14 protein-coding genes, 1 tRNA gene and 1 pseudogene are annotated in these 14,840 nt (G+C 56.0%); 5 read left to right on the plus strand and 11 right to left on the minus strand.

The features are described 5' to 3' along the window. Positions 1-564: 564 nt before the first annotated feature. The 4 genes from HZB34_13150 to HZB34_13165 all read right to left on the minus strand — a co-directional run bounded on the left by HZB34_13150 (position 565) and on the right by HZB34_13165 (position 3,527). Positions 565-792, minus strand: a complete 228-nt coding sequence (locus HZB34_13150) for a type II toxin-antitoxin system HicA family toxin (GenBank protein ID MBI5316907.1) — start codon at positions 790-792, stop codon at positions 565-567. Further along, the gene (locus HZB34_13155) at positions 785-1,009 is read right to left on the minus strand and encodes a type II toxin-antitoxin system HicB family antitoxin (protein ID MBI5316908.1); all 225 of its coding nucleotides are present in this window, start codon (positions 1,007-1,009) and stop codon (positions 785-787) included. The genes HZB34_13150 and HZB34_13155 overlap by 8 nt, the downstream gene beginning before the upstream one ends. A 541-nt stretch (positions 1,010-1,550) precedes the next feature. Further along, on the minus strand, positions 1,551-2,090 hold the full coding sequence (locus HZB34_13160; protein ID MBI5316909.1) for a hypothetical protein: 540 nt from the start codon (positions 2,088-2,090) through the stop codon (positions 1,551-1,553). A gap of 933 nt (positions 2,091-3,023) precedes the next feature. Continuing rightward, positions 3,024-3,527, minus strand: a complete 504-nt coding sequence (locus HZB34_13165; GenBank protein MBI5316910.1) for a hypothetical protein — start codon at positions 3,525-3,527, stop codon at positions 3,024-3,026. Positions 3,528-3,932: 405 nt separating this feature from the next. Between HZB34_13165 and HZB34_13170 the strand changes: the two genes are divergently transcribed. After that, positions 3,933-5,207, plus strand: a complete 1,275-nt coding sequence (locus HZB34_13170; GenBank protein MBI5316911.1) for an integrase — start codon at positions 3,933-3,935, stop codon at positions 5,205-5,207. 326 nt (positions 5,208-5,533) lie between these two features. Here HZB34_13170 and HZB34_13175 read toward each other — a convergent pair whose 3' ends face one another. Both HZB34_13175 and HZB34_13180 read right to left on the minus strand, forming a co-directional pair. Continuing rightward, on the minus strand, positions 5,534-6,514 hold the full coding sequence (locus tag HZB34_13175) for a hypothetical protein (protein ID MBI5316912.1): 981 nt from the start codon (positions 6,512-6,514) through the stop codon (positions 5,534-5,536). A 28-nt stretch (positions 6,515-6,542) separates the two neighbouring features. Beyond that, positions 6,543-6,752 carry an excisionase family DNA-binding protein gene (locus tag HZB34_13180; protein MBI5316913.1) on the minus strand — a complete coding sequence of 70 codons (210 nt, stop codon included), beginning with the start codon at positions 6,750-6,752 and terminating at the stop codon, positions 6,543-6,545. Positions 6,753-6,855: 103 nt separating this feature from the next. Between HZB34_13180 and HZB34_13185 the strand changes: the two genes are divergently transcribed. Continuing rightward, positions 6,856-7,737 (plus strand): CGNR zinc finger domain-containing protein, encoded by an 882-nt coding sequence (locus HZB34_13185; GenBank protein ID MBI5316914.1) that lies wholly within the window; start codon positions 6,856-6,858, stop codon positions 7,735-7,737. Positions 7,738-7,769: 32 nt separating this feature from the next. Further along, positions 7,770-8,801 (plus strand): annotated as a pseudogene (locus tag HZB34_13190) (site-specific integrase). Between the two features lie 112 nt (positions 8,802-8,913). Here HZB34_13190 and HZB34_13195 read toward each other — a convergent pair. The 5 genes from HZB34_13195 to HZB34_13215 all read right to left on the minus strand — a co-directional run bounded on the left by HZB34_13195 (position 8,914) and on the right by HZB34_13215 (position 12,158). Further along, positions 8,914-8,990, minus strand: a tRNA-Arg gene (locus HZB34_13195). Between the two features lie 96 nt (positions 8,991-9,086). Next, complete coding sequence (locus HZB34_13200; protein ID MBI5316915.1) at positions 9,087-9,587, minus strand: shikimate kinase; 501 nt, start codon at positions 9,585-9,587, stop codon at positions 9,087-9,089. Then, positions 9,584-10,438 (minus strand): shikimate dehydrogenase, encoded by an 855-nt coding sequence (locus HZB34_13205; protein MBI5316916.1) that lies wholly within the window; start codon positions 10,436-10,438, stop codon positions 9,584-9,586. The genes HZB34_13200 and HZB34_13205 overlap by 4 nt, the downstream gene beginning before the upstream one ends. 98 nt (positions 10,439-10,536) lie before the next feature. Beyond that, a complete protein-coding gene (locus tag HZB34_13210) occupies positions 10,537-11,292 on the minus strand; it encodes a 3-oxoacyl-ACP reductase FabG (protein MBI5316917.1) in 756 nt (251 codons plus the stop codon). Next, positions 11,289-12,158 (minus strand): tRNA (adenine-N1)-methyltransferase, encoded by an 870-nt coding sequence (locus HZB34_13215; protein MBI5316918.1) that lies wholly within the window; start codon positions 12,156-12,158, stop codon positions 11,289-11,291. Before HZB34_13215 ends, HZB34_13210 begins: the two co-directional genes overlap by 4 nt. 487 nt (positions 12,159-12,645) lie before the next feature. Here HZB34_13215 and HZB34_13220 point away from each other — a divergent pair, with 487 nt between their 5' ends. Next, positions 12,646-13,902 carry a sigma-70 family RNA polymerase sigma factor gene (locus tag HZB34_13220; protein MBI5316919.1) on the plus strand — a complete coding sequence of 419 codons (1,257 nt, stop codon included), beginning with the start codon at positions 12,646-12,648 and terminating at the stop codon, positions 13,900-13,902. 131 nt (positions 13,903-14,033) lie between these two features. Next, a complete protein-coding gene (gene lipB, locus HZB34_13225) occupies positions 14,034-14,837 on the plus strand; it encodes a lipoyl(octanoyl) transferase LipB (GenBank protein MBI5316920.1) in 804 nt (267 codons plus the stop codon). Positions 14,838-14,840: the final 3 nt, after the last annotated feature.

Raw genomic sequence — 14,840 nt, forward strand, 5'->3', positions numbered from 1 at the left:
AACCGTTCCCGGCGAGTGGGCTTGCGATACTGTTCAAACGTAACCTCGGCAAATGTCGATTGCTGCATGGGCGCGCCTCCCGTTCAGTGCTGCGCTACCCTTAGCACATCATGAACGGAGAATAAATCAGACCTTCCTTAGCATCGCCGTTACCCCTAGAGGCCATCGTCTCCGCGAAGTACTGCGCCCCTCCTTCCAACGAGGAAAAAGCTTTCCTTCAATACGATCGTGATGGGTTCGGTGAGGCAGGGGAGCTGTGCGCGCGTCAGATACGAATCACTTCTCATCATTGGTGCGCCCGGAGGGACTTGAACCCCCAACCCTCGGATCCGAAGACCCTCCTAGTACTTCTGATACTAAGAGTGAGCAGGAATGACAGACAGTGACGCTACCCCTATGGATAAAGGCGATTAAGTCATTGAGCTTGCGATCAGTGGCGATGGCGGCACATTGGCAATCGTGACCAAAACCGTGACCGAACCGTGACCGAACCGTGACCAAAAGTCGAGGCTCAAAACGTGGATGAGCGTGTCATCTGAACGACAGGATACCCCTTGGGATAGATCAGACCTGCGATTCAAATTCACTGCGTGCAATGCCACTTTGACGGATAATGGATTGGAGGGTACCTAGTCGAATTTCGTGGTGATCAGGGACAGGGACGGTCACGGTTCCAGTAGCGGTCCGGCGCTGCATGACGATGTGGCTGCCGCGACGCCGTACTTCTGCAAACCCATGCTGCGATAAAATCTGGCAGACCTCGCGTCCGGAGAGAACCCGAAGTTTAGCCATGCGTGGCTTCGAAGCGTGTCACAAAGACTTCGGTATGCAGCCGTCGCTGTACTTCTCCGGGGTCCGCGCATTCCAGAAATAATTCGACGGCTTCTTTCAGATGAGCCATCGCTTCTTCCACCGTGGCCCCCTGGCTGGCCACGTCCAATTCCGGGCAGAGAGAAACATACCCGTCGCCTTCTTTCTCCACAACCGCCGTATAGCTATTGGCCGCCATAAGTAAGTCCCCTCCAACCCGTCTATGCCATGGAGAATTATAGCTGAGCTCGCCTCAGAAACATAGCGAGACAAGTCAAACCCCCTCACTCGCCTGAGATCCTCGAACGGGAAGTCTTTCGACACCCCTTGCCCCCAATACGTCCACCTATCTGCCGGCATGGGGCACTAACAAGAAGTTCGCAGTGCACAATGGCCCCCAAACTGTATCATTTGCGAACCATCCGGATTGAGATGCCAAGACCAGGAAGACAAGCGGTTTAGGAAAGCGTTGCCACACCCTACTCCAGCCTACTCTGGCTCATTCAGGCCAATTCCAGCCAAGAGTTACGAAAAAAGCGACTTTGGCTGGAGTGGGTTGGAATGAGCTGGAGTGAGGTGGAGTTGAGCACAAGATGAGCACACTTCTGTTGGTTGGGCCTTCTTCTTCATACTGCTCGCTCCCTCCAGTCTCGAGTTCTCCGCTGGCTGAAACCACTGCATCGTCGCCACTTTGGCCACAATGATGATGTGGTGACTAGGAGGCTGATCTTCTCTCTCACTTAGGGTGGAGACGTTGTAGTAACCATTGGAGGATAATAGCGTGGAGGCGTTGTAGCAACCATTGAAGGAAATGGCTCAGATCTATCACCCTCGCGCCTCGATATCACCGAGGCATTGCTCCACCGAAGGATGTCCACAATCTGATCACTCATGGTTGATTTGAGAAGCGCACCATACCCACCTGGTTCGGCATGGAGGTAAATGGGTATAAACAGATTTCCGAGCGCGATCGACTGGAAATAGTACTGAATATGCAAAACAGACTCAGACACGGCATAGAAGAGATTTGCGTGAGACGCGCTATAGCCAAGGGAAAAGAAACTATGGATCGGCCAAGTATCGCTCAGATGCAAGGTGTTCGCATCCACTCGTTCGACCGACCAGTTTTCCTGAGCCTGCTGTGCCACTCGATCGAGAGGATTGTCTGCCACCGTTGCCCGAATGTAGGTAGCCGAGGAGCAACCGAATGTGCCGAGCAATAGAAGCAAGAGCAGCGATTTCGGGAATGCATATAGGACGGAGAATCTGCTCAGCATCATCACCCTCCGTGGTTGGATCTACAGCACCGTGAGTTGCGGCCGAAAAGTGGTACAAACAACATTTAGTAGGCGTCGAATGGAAACGGGATGAGCTGTTCGCATCATTGCCCGCTCACTGCCCAAGTTGATGGGCCGATTGTTTGGGTCCCTCAAACTTGATCGCGATCCCTTGTACTTTGGTACAAGTGTACGAGTAGACATTGTATATGGGAATAAAGCCGTAGAGGCTGGTCTCTACCGTCACATTCAGAATGGCATCACCACCTCTTTCTAGCAAGGCCTTATCGACCACAGTACCAAAATCAGATCTACCCCAAGGAATGATCGCTAAAGCAAAATGTCGGCAAGATTCTGCCTGTACCGGGCCTAGTTCAGTGAAGCCTCGGCTCTCTCTTAGCAAGGAACCCGGGTCCGCAGTACTTCTTGTTACGAGACCAAGTGTTCCGGAGGAACTACATCCAGCCAGAAACATGACAAAAAGGGCAACAATCCACAGTGGTCGCTGCATAAATTCCCCCCTTCTCAATCTTAGGTAATTATTATTCCTCAGCATTCTTGGTGGCGCATTGTAGAAGGGACACGAACGACCGCACAATAGACCCAAATGGGGGGATAATTTGGATGCATGGCGCAGCAGGATGAAGGGCTGATTTATACAGAAAGACAGGGAGTCAAAAATGGTTCCGCCATTTGCATTGTAACCCATTGACATTATGGAACAATTACTAGTCAAGTAGGCGGGGTCAAAAACAACTCTTTGTTGACCCGAGACTTCAGAGTTTTCCCCTAGACTGATTGAACCTTCGGCAACTGGGCGACGAATGCCGCTCGCAGTGACGGTGGAAGACCGGAATCACCAATCAACGGCTACTATTACAGGCAAAGACCATCCTCTTAATTTGTTTCACGCGAACTCTTAGGCCAACCAGAAGTTCACCTTGGCGATGTAAGCTGTTGGAATTTTGTCCACAACTCAGCCGTACAGATTTCTGTTGCCTCCTTGACCATCGTCTTTAGGATCTCTCCGTCCTTTGCTTTAAGGTCCTCTAACGTCGGATCTCGTTCCCCCCCATCAATCTTTTCAGATACACAAGTGTCGTACCATATCTCTTTAGCATCCTGAAGTGATATCAGCCGTGCGCTCGATTTCAAAATGACATGAAATTTCGACCACGAAGTGGATCGAAGTCCCCATTGAGCAGTGCGAACCTCAAGAAGCAACCCTTGTGAAAAACGACGCCTCAGATCCTCTGGTTCGCTCCATGATCCATCAAACTCATTCGGGCGAACGTCCTTCAGATCATATTCTTTGAACACGCGTCGAGTAAGATCTTGTGCAATCGTTCGATTGGGATTCTCCAGATGATAGAGCCCAGCCAAGTCATCATGGAAACCTTGCTTCACTGAACTAAGGAGACCCATACTGAGACCCGCCATTACCTCCTCTCCTCTTGTGACATAGTAAAAATAGGGAGGGGCGTCATGCACAGAATAGAATGGGACACTCTTCAGCAACGAACGGTTTTCAGCCGTTAGCTGTATCGAATCTTTCGCGCAACCGGCAAGCCCTCCACTCACACAAATGAGAACCAGTAGCATCCTTGACCACATCCGAACCCCCCTATAGTAATTACTGTTGATGGATTTGGCATGATTGATTAGGTGCTCAATCATTTGTTTTTGGACCCTCAGGAAAGGATACCTTGAGCCACCCAAAATATCGAGGGTGCGAATTGAGTCATCTAAAATCTTACCCAGCTGGCCCTCGTTGCGACATCTATGTTTCTTACCCTCCGGCCCGCATCCTGCGGCGCCAGGGAGGGCACCATGGAGCGGAGTGGGATGGGACAGCACTCGAAGCGCGAGTACCTGGAGTCGATTTATGTGCGGTATCGGCAGAGTCGCCGAACTGAGAAGCAGCGGATTCTCGACGAATTCATGCGGGTCTGTGGCTACCACCGCAAGTACGCGATTGGGCTGCTCAACCGACCCTTGCCTGTTCCGAGGCCGCGGCGGCGGGGGCGGCGCGCGCCGCACTACTCGGAGGCCGTCATTGATGTGCTGGCGCAGCTCTGGGCCGCGTCCGGCTATTTGTGTGCGGTGCGCCTGAAGGCGGCGCTGCCGCAGTGGCTGCCCTGGCTGCGCCAGCGCATCCCGCTGACCTCGGCACAGGAGCGGCAGCTGCTGGCCATTAGCCCACGGCAGGTGGAACGCCGCCTCCACACACGGAAGCAGCGGCTGAAGCGGACCCTCTATGGAACGACACGGCCGGGCGCGTTGCTCAAGCACATGATCCCGATCAAGACGGACCATTGGGATGTGACCCGCCCCGGCTATCTCGAAATTGATCTGGTCTCGCATTCCGGGGCGACTGCGGCCGGGGAATTTCTTTATACCCTGGACTGTGTCGATATTCAGACCGGGTGGGTGGAGCGCCAGGCGGTCAGGGGCAAAGGCCAACAGGGCATTGTGCAGGCGTTGACCATCATCGAACGCCACCTGCCCTTTGCGCTGCGGGGGATGGATTCCGACAACGGTAGTGAGTTCATCAATGATCAGGTATGGGCCTTTTGTCAGCGCCGGAGCCGGCCCGTGCAGTTTACGCGCTCCCGGCCCTATAAGAAGGACGACAACGCCCACATTGAGCAGAAGAACTGGACCCATGTGCGGAAACTCGTTGGCTGGGAGCGGTACGACAGCCCCGCGGCCCTCGCGGCGCTCAATGCCCTGTATCGTGATCTCCGGCTGTTTCAGAATCTGTTTCAACCGTCGATGAAACTGCTGCGGAAGGTGCGGCTCGGCTCACGACTCATTCGCCGCTATGCGGCGCCGCAGACGCCGTGGGCACGGGTCCTCGCCAGCCCGGAGGCCGATGCCGCGAAGGTGACGGACCTGCAGCGCCTCCTGGCTCGGACCGATCCCTTCGTCTTGTCGGCCCGGATCGATGTGCAGCTGGAGCAGCTGTGGGCCTTGGCGAGGCGAGCCCGCCAGCCGCGGGCCTCCGTGCCGACGAAGCCTCGGCCACGGACCGTGACCCCGTGGCGGGGCTGGACGTTCAGCGCCAAGGTCAAGCAGGACCGACAGGAGCAGCGACAGCAGGTCGCCGTGCGCCGGTAAGATTTGGTCATGACGCAACGACTCCCCAGTGGGTAAGATTTTTAGATGGCTCGACAGGGGGTGGCCTTAGAGAGATCTCGGCAGGATTGTGGACACCCCTTTCCTGCTGCTTTGACCAGCTGAATCAAGTGAAATTCTGCATGCTATGTGCTTCTCCTCAAGAAACCTAACAGGGGGAGCCTCACGACACCCCCTTACCCCCAAGATGCGCCCGCGTATCCGCCGGCGAACGGAGATTCAATCCCGCTGCGGTGGCTTCCTCCGGGCTGGCAATCGCGCCAGCATCACTGAAGAGGCTGGCACGGTTGCAGGCCCTTCGCGCGCGACTAGGATTTGGCCTCCTGCCCCGGAGTGGGTGGGGGCAGGGGTCTTGAGCTGTATCTGATCCAGTGAGAAGAGGGATCTGCGAAGCCTGACATCCATCCGAATGTACCTCCGCCTCCCATCCATTGATTGAGGGTGCTGTACTCCCCAACCCGACGGAGCATTTCCTGGAACAGGAGCCCGAACATCCGTGCCTCCACGTCTGGAGCCTGTGGTCTCACCACAAGCTGGAACCGTTCAGTCGGGACCGTGATCCCTAGGGAACTGAAATAGCGATGCTCTCCAAACTCGCGGGGGAGGTTATCCAGATCCTTGGAGACATATTTGGAGAGATACCGAGCAAGTTTGACCGGCGAACTCCCTGACCGTGGGCCTCTCACGTTGACCTGGCCTTGTCCATTGCCCACGATCTTGTACCAGCAGCGACGAAGAAGGCGCACATCCTGGAAACCTCGCACGGCGAGGTGTGGATGAATGGCCCCACGCTGTTGACACTCCAGCACCGCCACGAAGGGCATCGGGTACCCGGCGCGCGTGAGCATCCGGCGGAGTCGGTCCAAGTCTCGAAGGACTCGATCACGGTTCGCCACATTGTCACGGTAGGTGAGCGTGACAAGATGATCCGCGCTGATCGTAATGCACTTTCTTCTGATCTCTCCCGTGGCTCTCGCTCGCGCCCGTTGCTCATTGTGTGCTCGATTGCGTGATCTCCCCTTGCACCCTTTCTTCCCAGGTCGGGGATCAGACAGGCCCCACGAAGCCTCGACCCACTGTGTTCCAAAGTCATGAATCTTAATCGTCCACGCGGACCCGATCGCCCGGAGTGCGGAGCAGTGAGACTGAGAGTGATCGTCGAGAAATGTCCTCTTGTCAAGTTTAGGGGCTGCCGGGGGCCCGGCAGCCGTGCGCGGCTGGCTGGCGCCAGCCAGCGCATCGGCACAGCACGGGTGGCCCTTTCCCTGCAAGTGTTGAACGTGGTCCATCGTGGCGTCTTCTCTCGGAACCGTTCGCTTACGGCACTACGTCTCCGGGGTCGACGGCATCCCGCCATCCATCACGAATAAGGCGGTCGACCACCTCAATGGGAATCCGCACCGATCGCCCGATCTTCACATACGGGATGCGTCGTAACAGGATATCGCGCCGCCATGTCGAGACCTTGCGACCAGTGCGTGCAGCAGCCTCAAATACGGTGAGTAACTGGTGACTGTTCTTCTGCATCGCTCTCCCTCGCTGTTGATGATTGACATTCAAAGCCCGCTTACCTCATGATGACACTCTAGTAACTAGCAATAGGCAATTCAAGGTTACATATCGGTTACCCATGATGTCTCACTTCCCCACACAAGCTTCCCTCTGGTGGCGCAGTAGCATCCGCATTGAGGGGACTCGTCTTGTCCCCGTACCACCCTTTGTTCCGTACAATCCCTTTGACTCGTACTTTCCCATTGAAACCTCGACCCGCGAGCAACGGTCGCTGCCCTATCTCTTGCTCGACGTGGATTATGAGGACATCCAGGCGGTCGCACGCTTCTGTGAGCGGTTCGGGGTTCTCGGGAATTTTCAGAATGTCGGCTGGGCACAGTGGGCGGCGGAATCCGGGCTCGTCTATCCATTACTGGCCACAGGACCGTCGTCCCAGCATGCAAAGGAGGTCGTCAAGCAGACAAATCTCTATCGGGCAAGTGCAGGAGCACGACCGAATCAGACGCTCTGTACGCCGATGACACTGGATGATTTCCGCCACGCCCGCTGGGACCTGGCCGAGGCAATCGAGTTGGCACAACAAGCGAGCGGTCAGCCGCCCGTGCGCCCGCTGAACCCTGAAGACGACGCGGGCGTCAGGCACCTGTCGCTGAAGGAGATCCGCCGGCGCGCGTCGTTCGCCATGGCTGCAAGGCTGTCGATGATCCGGCCTCGCCCGATATGGGACGTGTTAAAGGATCAGTGGGTCACTACTTGGGACGTCGGGACGCTGGAAGCGGCGATGTATCTCATGCTGCTGTTCGATATCCAGGGACGTGGGCAGATCCTTACGTGCCCCCGCTGTCGCAAAGTCTTCGTGGCGGACCGTGCTCGCACGCAGTTTTGTTCCAACCCCTGTCAGAATGCGGCAAAGGTGCAACGGTTCCGGGCCCGTCAGGCGCAGCGCGAGCGAGCCAGTAACACCACGCACAACCCGGTGAAAAAACACCGCAAGGACTGAACGATTGTTTCATCGAGAGAGGAGACGAGTAGATGGCACGCAAAGGAGGTACTGATCGAGGCATCACCCAACGAAAGGGTCGCAAGGGCTGGTGGGTCCGTATCTATGTCCACGGGAGAGAGCGATGGTACCGCTGTGATGCCAAATCACAGGCCAAAGCCCTCTATGGCCGATTGAAAGCTGACATTCGGGAAGGGACGTTCTTCCCAGAGAAATTTGCGCCACGGAAGGACATCACGCTTCGGGCGTGGATTCTCCGTTGTCTCGAAGGGTCCACAAATCTGAACATTGAGGGTGAACGGCGGTATGGTCGTCGGTGGTCGCTGCTGCTAGGGAAGCGAATGCTGGCCGATGTCTCACGGGAAGACATCCGGCAGGTTCAGGCTAAAATGCGGGCCAAACTCAAACCGCGTCCCAAGAATGCTTCTAAAGATTTTCAACCCAAGCGGCGGTGGAGCGATGCGACGATCAACCGACATTTTGCGTTTCTCCGTCATGTGCTGATGCTGGCAGTTAAAGACGGGAAGCTGACTCAGAATCCGGTCTCTGGGTTGAAGTTCTTCCCCGAAGTGAAGCGAACGAGGTTTTTGTCCGGCGAGGAGCTTGCCCAGCTCCGAGGGGTGATGCAACAGAGCGACTGGAAGTTAGTCGCCTTTGCGATTGAGACGGGTCTGAGGCGAGGAGAACAATTTAGTTTGCGATGGGATCAGGTTGACCTAGAAAACGGTGTCCTCACTCTTCCATTGCCCAAGGGAGGAAAAACCCGGCATGTGCCCTTGAGCAAGGAAGCCCAGGTGATATTGAGGTCATTTGACTCGTTTCTGCGGTCGGCGTGGGTCTTCCCAGGGTTAAAGAACGTCTCTCAGCCAATGGACAGCCGTGCGTTCCTTCGCCGGTCGTTTGAGCCTGGCTTACGGAAGGCGGGAATTGTTGGGGCTTGCTGGCATTCGCTACGCCATACCGCCGCGAGCCGAAGAGTCATGGCCGGAGTGGATTTAGTCTCCGTGAAAGAGATTCTTGGTCATCGTGATATCCAAACAACCCTTCGGTATAGCCATCTCGCGCCAGGGCACCTTCGGGACGCTGTGAACCGAGGAAGTCTCTCTGGAACCGTGACCAAAACCGTGACCAATCTGGTGGGGAAACGGGAAGAGAAGAGGCAACCTGTTGATTATATGGTGCGCCCGGAGGGACTTGAACCCCCAACCCTCGGATCCGAAGTCCGATGCTCTATCCAATTGAGCTACGGGCGCACGTGGCTATTTCAAACACTTCGAATGAGATCCTGTCAAGGAGGAGGCGAGGGCACAGCCTCGTGTTGACATGGCAGAGACCATGATCGAGCCTGCTCACACCAGCGTGAGTAACGTTTCAATCAGCTGATTGATTGATTGATCGTCGGTCTCGATCCTATGGTCGGCCGCCGCTTGATATTTCGGCGTCCGTTCCCGCAACACCTCCTGAATTTCATCGACGAACGACTTGGTCCCGGTCAACGACGGACGCTGATTGTTACCGCCGATTCGTTTCGCGATCGTCTCGACGGAGGCTGTCAGCCAAAACACGGTGCCATTCTTCTTCAAGGCCTCGACATTCTGCGTGCGAAGTATGGCTCCACCGCCGGTGTCGATCACAAGCCGGTCACGGCTGGCGAGTTCTCTGCAGATATCGGACTCCAGATCGCGAAAATACTCCCATCCCTCTTGAGTCACGATCTCCGGAATCGTGCGCTTTGCACGTTTAACAATCTCTGTATCGGTGGACACAAGCTCTCGTCCCAATCGCGCAGCAAGCAGTCTGCCCACCGTACTCTTGCCGGTCCCCCGATAGCCAATCAGCACGATATTCATGAGAAACGGGATTCCAGGACAGAGCGCATGACATCGGCTGGAGCAGCCTGATTAGTCCAGAGTTCGAACTGGGCCGCAGCTTGATGAAAGAACATCTCGAGCCCTGGAATGGTCCGGCAGCCTGCTGCCTTGGCATCTTTCAGCAACTGGGTGTCCCGAGGGTTGTAGACAATATCCATGACCGTTAGTCCTGCATGAAGTAATGTCGCCGGCACAGAGGTATCATGCACTTTGGGCCACATACCCATCGGCGTACAATGGATCAGCACGTGAGTATCCGGCAGAACCTTTCGCAATGTCCTCTCATCAAGAGGCAATTCCTGCACGATCATCCCTGTGTTCGACTGGAGGTCTCGTGCCAAGGCTGTGCGTTCCTGGGCATCGATTCCAAGGATGGTCAAACGATCGATCCCAGCCTCTGCTCCAAGCGCGAATGCAATCGCTCGGGCAGCGCCTCCTGACCCCAGCATGGTAACTTGACGCTCTTTCAAGGCAACCGCGCCTTCACGAAGCGCCCGCAACGCGCCGGTCGCATCGGTGTTATACCCTGTGAGGGTTCCTTCCGTAGCAACAATGGTATTGATCGCGCCGATATGACGCGCGGTCGGCTCGACTATGTCAAGAAACGGAACGGCTGCCATCTTATGGGGGATGGTCACGCTGGCGCCGCGAAAGTTGCCTAAGGCGCGAAGACCCTTGACCGCATCCTCGATCGCTTCCACCCGGAACGCGAGATACACAAAGTTCAGCCCGAGCTTCTGGAACGCGGCATTGTGAATGGCGGGTGAGAGCGAATGCTCGACTGGATTGCCGATTACACCACAAAGCTGAGTGTGCGCGTTGATTTCCATGGGTTAAAAGATTGTGACTGCTGTTTCGTCTTTAGCTCAACTCACAATGTACCCATCGCCGCGAGTGGGGCCTTCACTATTTCCCAAGAGGCATCTACTCACGAGATGGTCATCCCTCCATCGATAGAAAAGGTTCCGCCTGTGACCCAGGCTGCCTCGTCGGAGGCCAGATAGAGGACCATACTGGCCACCTCTTCTGGTTTCCCGGCTCGGCGGATAGGATAGTGAGAGAGAATGGGATCCAGTTGTTCAGGGTTGCTCATCAGCGGAGCGGCCATCGGCGTATCGATGAGCCCTGGATTCACCACATTACAGCGAATGCCCTCCTTAGCGTAGTCGACCGCAAGGGCTCTGGTCATAGCATCGAGCGCCCCCTTAGAGGCTGCATAGACCGGCAATGTGGGAAGCCCAATCAGACTCGCGACAGAGGAGATATTGACGATGGCTCCCTTCCCCTGCTTCAACATCTGTGGTAGGACAGCCCTCGTCATGCGGAATACTCCGCTCAAGTTGACGTCGAGGACATGCGCCCAGGTCGCATCATCGATCTCGTGGAGTCGCCTCCCAAAGTCCCCTACCCCGGCATTGTTGACGAGGATGTCGAGCCGTCCAAACTGCTGCACCGCCTGACGTACCGTTTCCTGGACATGGGATTCATCTGTCACCGAACCGACAACGGCGAACACCTTGCCCTGCTCCTTCAGAATGTCGCTCACGACCCGGTACAGCTCATCTTGCCGTCTCCCTGTGATCACGACCGATGCCCCCTCACGTGCAAAAGCTTTCGCAATCGCCTCACCGATACCGGCGTTGCCGCCTGTGACGACCGCAACCTTTCCACTTAACCGATTCATCCTACGTGATCCTCTCGTTCTTCGTATGCATCAGTGGCCCCACCGACAGACTCAACAGTTTGAGCCGCGGGCCACAGGCCAGATTCGATTTTCCTAGCCACTGTGATAAATCCTGAATGCGCGACCATGCGATGATCAGGCCGTATACTGCGCCCCCGAATCGACCAGGTCCTCAGCAACGTTTCAAATGTTTCAACCATACCGAAGACCGTCGCTCGCTCAAGGGCCTCCACCGTCTGCACCACTTGAGGAACAGTAGGAACAAAACTCAAATACATGCCGCCGGAACGAAGGACCTGTGCAGCATGCGGTACCACCTGCCAGGGTTCGGGAAGATCTAGGACGAGACGATCGAAGGGCAGACCATCATCGAGCAAGCTGATCCCCTCGTACGCGTTCCGGCGAAGCGGGAGGAGATTCGGCACCGGGCCCATGTATCGTTCAATATTCATCATCGCCGTTCTCGCGAAATCCTCACGGGCTTCATAAGTCACCACCAGGCCCCTTGGCCCAACGGCACGCAAGAGGGCCATCGTCAACGCGCCGGAGCCTGTCCCCGCCTCGAATACGCGCGCACCAGGATAGACATCCGCCCACATAGGAATGAGCGCAAGATCCTTCGGATACAACACCTGCGCGCCACGCGGCATCTTCAGTACATAGTCGCCGAACGTAGGCCTAAGCGCTAACATCGTCTTGTTGCCGGAGAGTGTGACTAAAGAACCATCGGGCTTTCCGATGAGGTCGTCGTGAGAAATTTTGTGACCGCTCAGCTGGTAAAGATCTCCAGCCTTCAGGGTCAGGGCATACTGCCGCCCTTTCTTGTCGACTAAGTGGATACGTTCGCCTGACTGGAAATGCGACATCGGGAATCTATTCTAGAAGTGCTGTGCCAGGTTTTCAACAAGGCAAGTCACCAGGTGGCAGACTAGGATCGCCCGATAATTCGAATGAAAGGCTACCTGTATGCCACTTCCCTCGTATCTTAGACGACACTACGTCGCGTGCCGGGACAGAAGAGTTGAGCCAAAAGTAGATGTGGCGATTGGGCCAGTCGCCTTATGGCCACCCTACACACCTGTAGCAAGATCGCCTCACTGCCTCTCACATATCCTCATTAGAGAGCTTTAATAGTGTCGCCTTTTCCTCGTGATTGCGATCTGTCGTTCTCATGAGCGATCCAGCATAGGACTTGCTACGTAGAGAGATAGCAGAGGAACCATGGAGAAGGGAGTCTACAATGAATCGTTTGGCGAATCGCTGTCTCTCATAGACTAGAGCAGGAGCACGCAAGCCCCTTGAAATCGCAACCACGTGAAGTCAAACATCGGTTGCCAGAGGAGGGATGACGATATGAAAAAGAATCTGTTCTCAAACACTGATCCGGAAGAGTCGCTTACGCTGGCGAAGGACGTTGATGCGGACGACCCCGAAGCGAGCGATCTGTTGGAAGCGATCAGCCGAGGTTCATCCGAAGAAGACCAGCCCGAGGAGACGTCAAAAACAGAGACTCGCACCGTTGCGAGCGGCGGCCCGTTCTTGCTGGAGTCACTCTATTTTCGTTCCTTCGGCGAACGCGCCCTCTTGACCAGAGAAGAAGAAGTCGCGCTAGCGAAGAAGATCGATGACGGAACGAGTACCATTCGAAAAACGTTACGCCAAGTCATACAAGTCTTCTCAAAGCTCAAGCATTCGGACTCCGTGCGCGAGGCCCGGCGCACACTCCAGATGGTCAGAGGCTTGAGCGGATTTTCAGCTACCGCGATCGACAAGGCCGAGAAGAGTCTCACCGACATGATCGAGCAGGGAACCGGGCAGCAGAAGCTTCCGGCTTCCATCGCCAAGCAGCTCAAGGAAGGATTGGTCGCCCTCCATTCTGCTCGCATCATACTCGAACGGGCAAAGGATGAATTGGTGCGCTGCAACCTCCGCCTCGTCGTGGACGTCGCAAAGCATTACACGGGCCGCGGGCTGACGTTGCTCGATCTCGTGCAAGAAGGAAATATCGGACTCATGAAAGCGGCAGAGCGCTATCAATACCGCAAAGGATTCAAATTCAGCACCTATGCGACCTGGTGGATCCGCCAAGGCATCACGCGCGCTCTGGCGGATCAATCCCGGACCATCCGCATTCCAGTCCACCAGACAGAAGCCTCACATCGCATCCTCCGCGTGACCAGACGACTGGGGCAACAGCTGGGCCGGCCGGCTCGACTCGAAGAGATCGCGCGGGTACTACGGATGAGACCGGAGCGGCTCCGCGAAACCATGCAGGCCTTCCAGGAGCCAGTCGCCCTTGAGAAGCCGGTGGGTGACGGAAATACGGAATTTGGGGAACTGCTCCCCGATCTGCAAGCAGTCCAACCCGATGCCCATGTGCATCGGACGGAACTGTCGAACCAGCTTGAACGTATACTCGGCATGCTTACGCCCCGAGAGCAAACTGTCATCCGGCTGCGCTTCGGTGTCGGCCACGATCAGCCCCGCACACTGGAGCAAGTAGGGCAGAGCCTCTCGGTGACGCGGGAACGAATTCGCCAGATCGAAGCAAAAGCGTTGAAGAAACTGAAGACCCCCCAGGTGAAGGAAATGTTTGCCGCCATCCGGTAAACCACTCGCTTGTAAAGCAGAAAGAGGCGGGGACGATCCTCGTCTCTTGTCCGTTCTACGACTTTCACCCAGAGACGACTTGTGCGACAATGCGGGCGATTCGACCAGACGAGGCCCCATTTGGTATTTGCATGAGCCTCCTTGATGGACCAACCCCAAGTCCTGACTTCCCGGGACAGGGGACCGACCCTATTCCGCTACCACCTCGAACAGGCACGCTCGTCCGCTTTTCACAACCGATCCCCTATGACGAAGCATGGGCCATTCAGAAAAAACTGCAGGAAGAACGGATTGCGGAAAGGCAAGGGGATGTGTTGTTGCTGCTTGAGCACTCACCGGTCTTTACCCTGGGCCGTATGACACAACCGGCACATTGGAGCCTCGGGGGTGAAGTCCTGCGCCGGACAGGCGCCACCGTCCAGTCCGTCGATCGGGGCGGCTCGATTACCTACCATGGACCCGGGCAGGTCCTGGGCTATCCGATCCTGAAGCTGTCACACTATTGCTCAGGGCCGAAGCAGTATGTGTGGAAGTTGGAGGAGGTGTTGATCCATACCCTCTTGCGATGGGGGATTGAGGGCTATCGTCTGGAGAAGAAACCTGGCGTCTGGGTTCGCCGGAATCACACTGATGCGAAAATTGCGGCGATCGGAGTCCGGATCGATCACGGGGTCACGATTCATGGATTTGCCCTGAATGTCGATCTGGATCTATCCCCTTTTTCCTATATCATGCCCTGCGGACTGTCACAATGCCCTGTCACGTCCATGGCTGAGGTCCGGCAATCCATGCTGCCGCCCTCAGTCGTTGCACAACAGATTGCTGAGGAATTCGCCCGAATATTCGACATTCGATGGGAAAGTCTCTTGCCCGACATCATGGGACAGGGGCATGACGGCCATGGTCATACATCGGCAGTCCCGCTAGACACCTGACCA

The organism is Nitrospirota bacterium (assembly GCA_016219645.1).
In the GTDB taxonomy this organism is placed as follows: Bacteria; Nitrospirota; Nitrospiria; order Nitrospirales; family Nitrospiraceae; genus Palsa-1315.

What these genes read in the sequence shown, in the direction of transcription:
- HZB34_13150 (MBI5316907.1), bottom strand. Translation starts at nt 792, where the DNA reads ATGGCTAAACTTCGGGTTCTCTCCGGACGCGAGGTCTGCCAGATTTTA.
- HZB34_13155 (MBI5316908.1), bottom strand. Translation starts at nt 1,009, where the DNA reads ATGGCGGCCAATAGCTATACGGCGGTTGTGGAGAAAGAAGGCGACGGG.
- HZB34_13160 (MBI5316909.1), bottom strand. Translation starts at nt 2,090, where the DNA reads ATGATGCTGAGCAGATTCTCCGTCCTATATGCATTCCCGAAATCGCTG.
- HZB34_13165 (MBI5316910.1), bottom strand. Translation starts at nt 3,527, where the DNA reads ATGGCGGGTCTCAGTATGGGTCTCCTTAGTTCAGTGAAGCAAGGTTTC.
- HZB34_13170 (MBI5316911.1), top strand. Translation starts at nt 3,933, where the DNA reads ATGGGACAGCACTCGAAGCGCGAGTACCTGGAGTCGATTTATGTGCGG.
- HZB34_13175 (MBI5316912.1), bottom strand. Translation starts at nt 6,514, where the DNA reads ATGGACCACGTTCAACACTTGCAGGGAAAGGGCCACCCGTGCTGTGCC.
- HZB34_13180 (MBI5316913.1), bottom strand. Translation starts at nt 6,752, where the DNA reads ATGCAGAAGAACAGTCACCAGTTACTCACCGTATTTGAGGCTGCTGCA.
- HZB34_13185 (MBI5316914.1), top strand. Translation starts at nt 6,856, where the DNA reads ATGATGTCTCACTTCCCCACACAAGCTTCCCTCTGGTGGCGCAGTAGC.
- HZB34_13200 (MBI5316915.1), bottom strand. Translation starts at nt 9,587, where the DNA reads ATGAATATCGTGCTGATTGGCTATCGGGGGACCGGCAAGAGTACGGTG.
- HZB34_13205 (MBI5316916.1), bottom strand. Translation starts at nt 10,438, where the DNA reads ATGGAAATCAACGCGCACACTCAGCTTTGTGGTGTAATCGGCAATCCA.
- HZB34_13210 (MBI5316917.1), bottom strand. Translation starts at nt 11,292, where the DNA reads ATGAATCGGTTAAGTGGAAAGGTTGCGGTCGTCACAGGCGGCAACGCC.
- HZB34_13215 (MBI5316918.1), bottom strand. Translation starts at nt 12,158, where the DNA reads ATGTCGCATTTCCAGTCAGGCGAACGTATCCACTTAGTCGACAAGAAA.
- HZB34_13220 (MBI5316919.1), top strand. Translation starts at nt 12,646, where the DNA reads ATGAAAAAGAATCTGTTCTCAAACACTGATCCGGAAGAGTCGCTTACG.
- lipB (MBI5316920.1), top strand. Translation starts at nt 14,034, where the DNA reads ATGAGCCTCCTTGATGGACCAACCCCAAGTCCTGACTTCCCGGGACAG.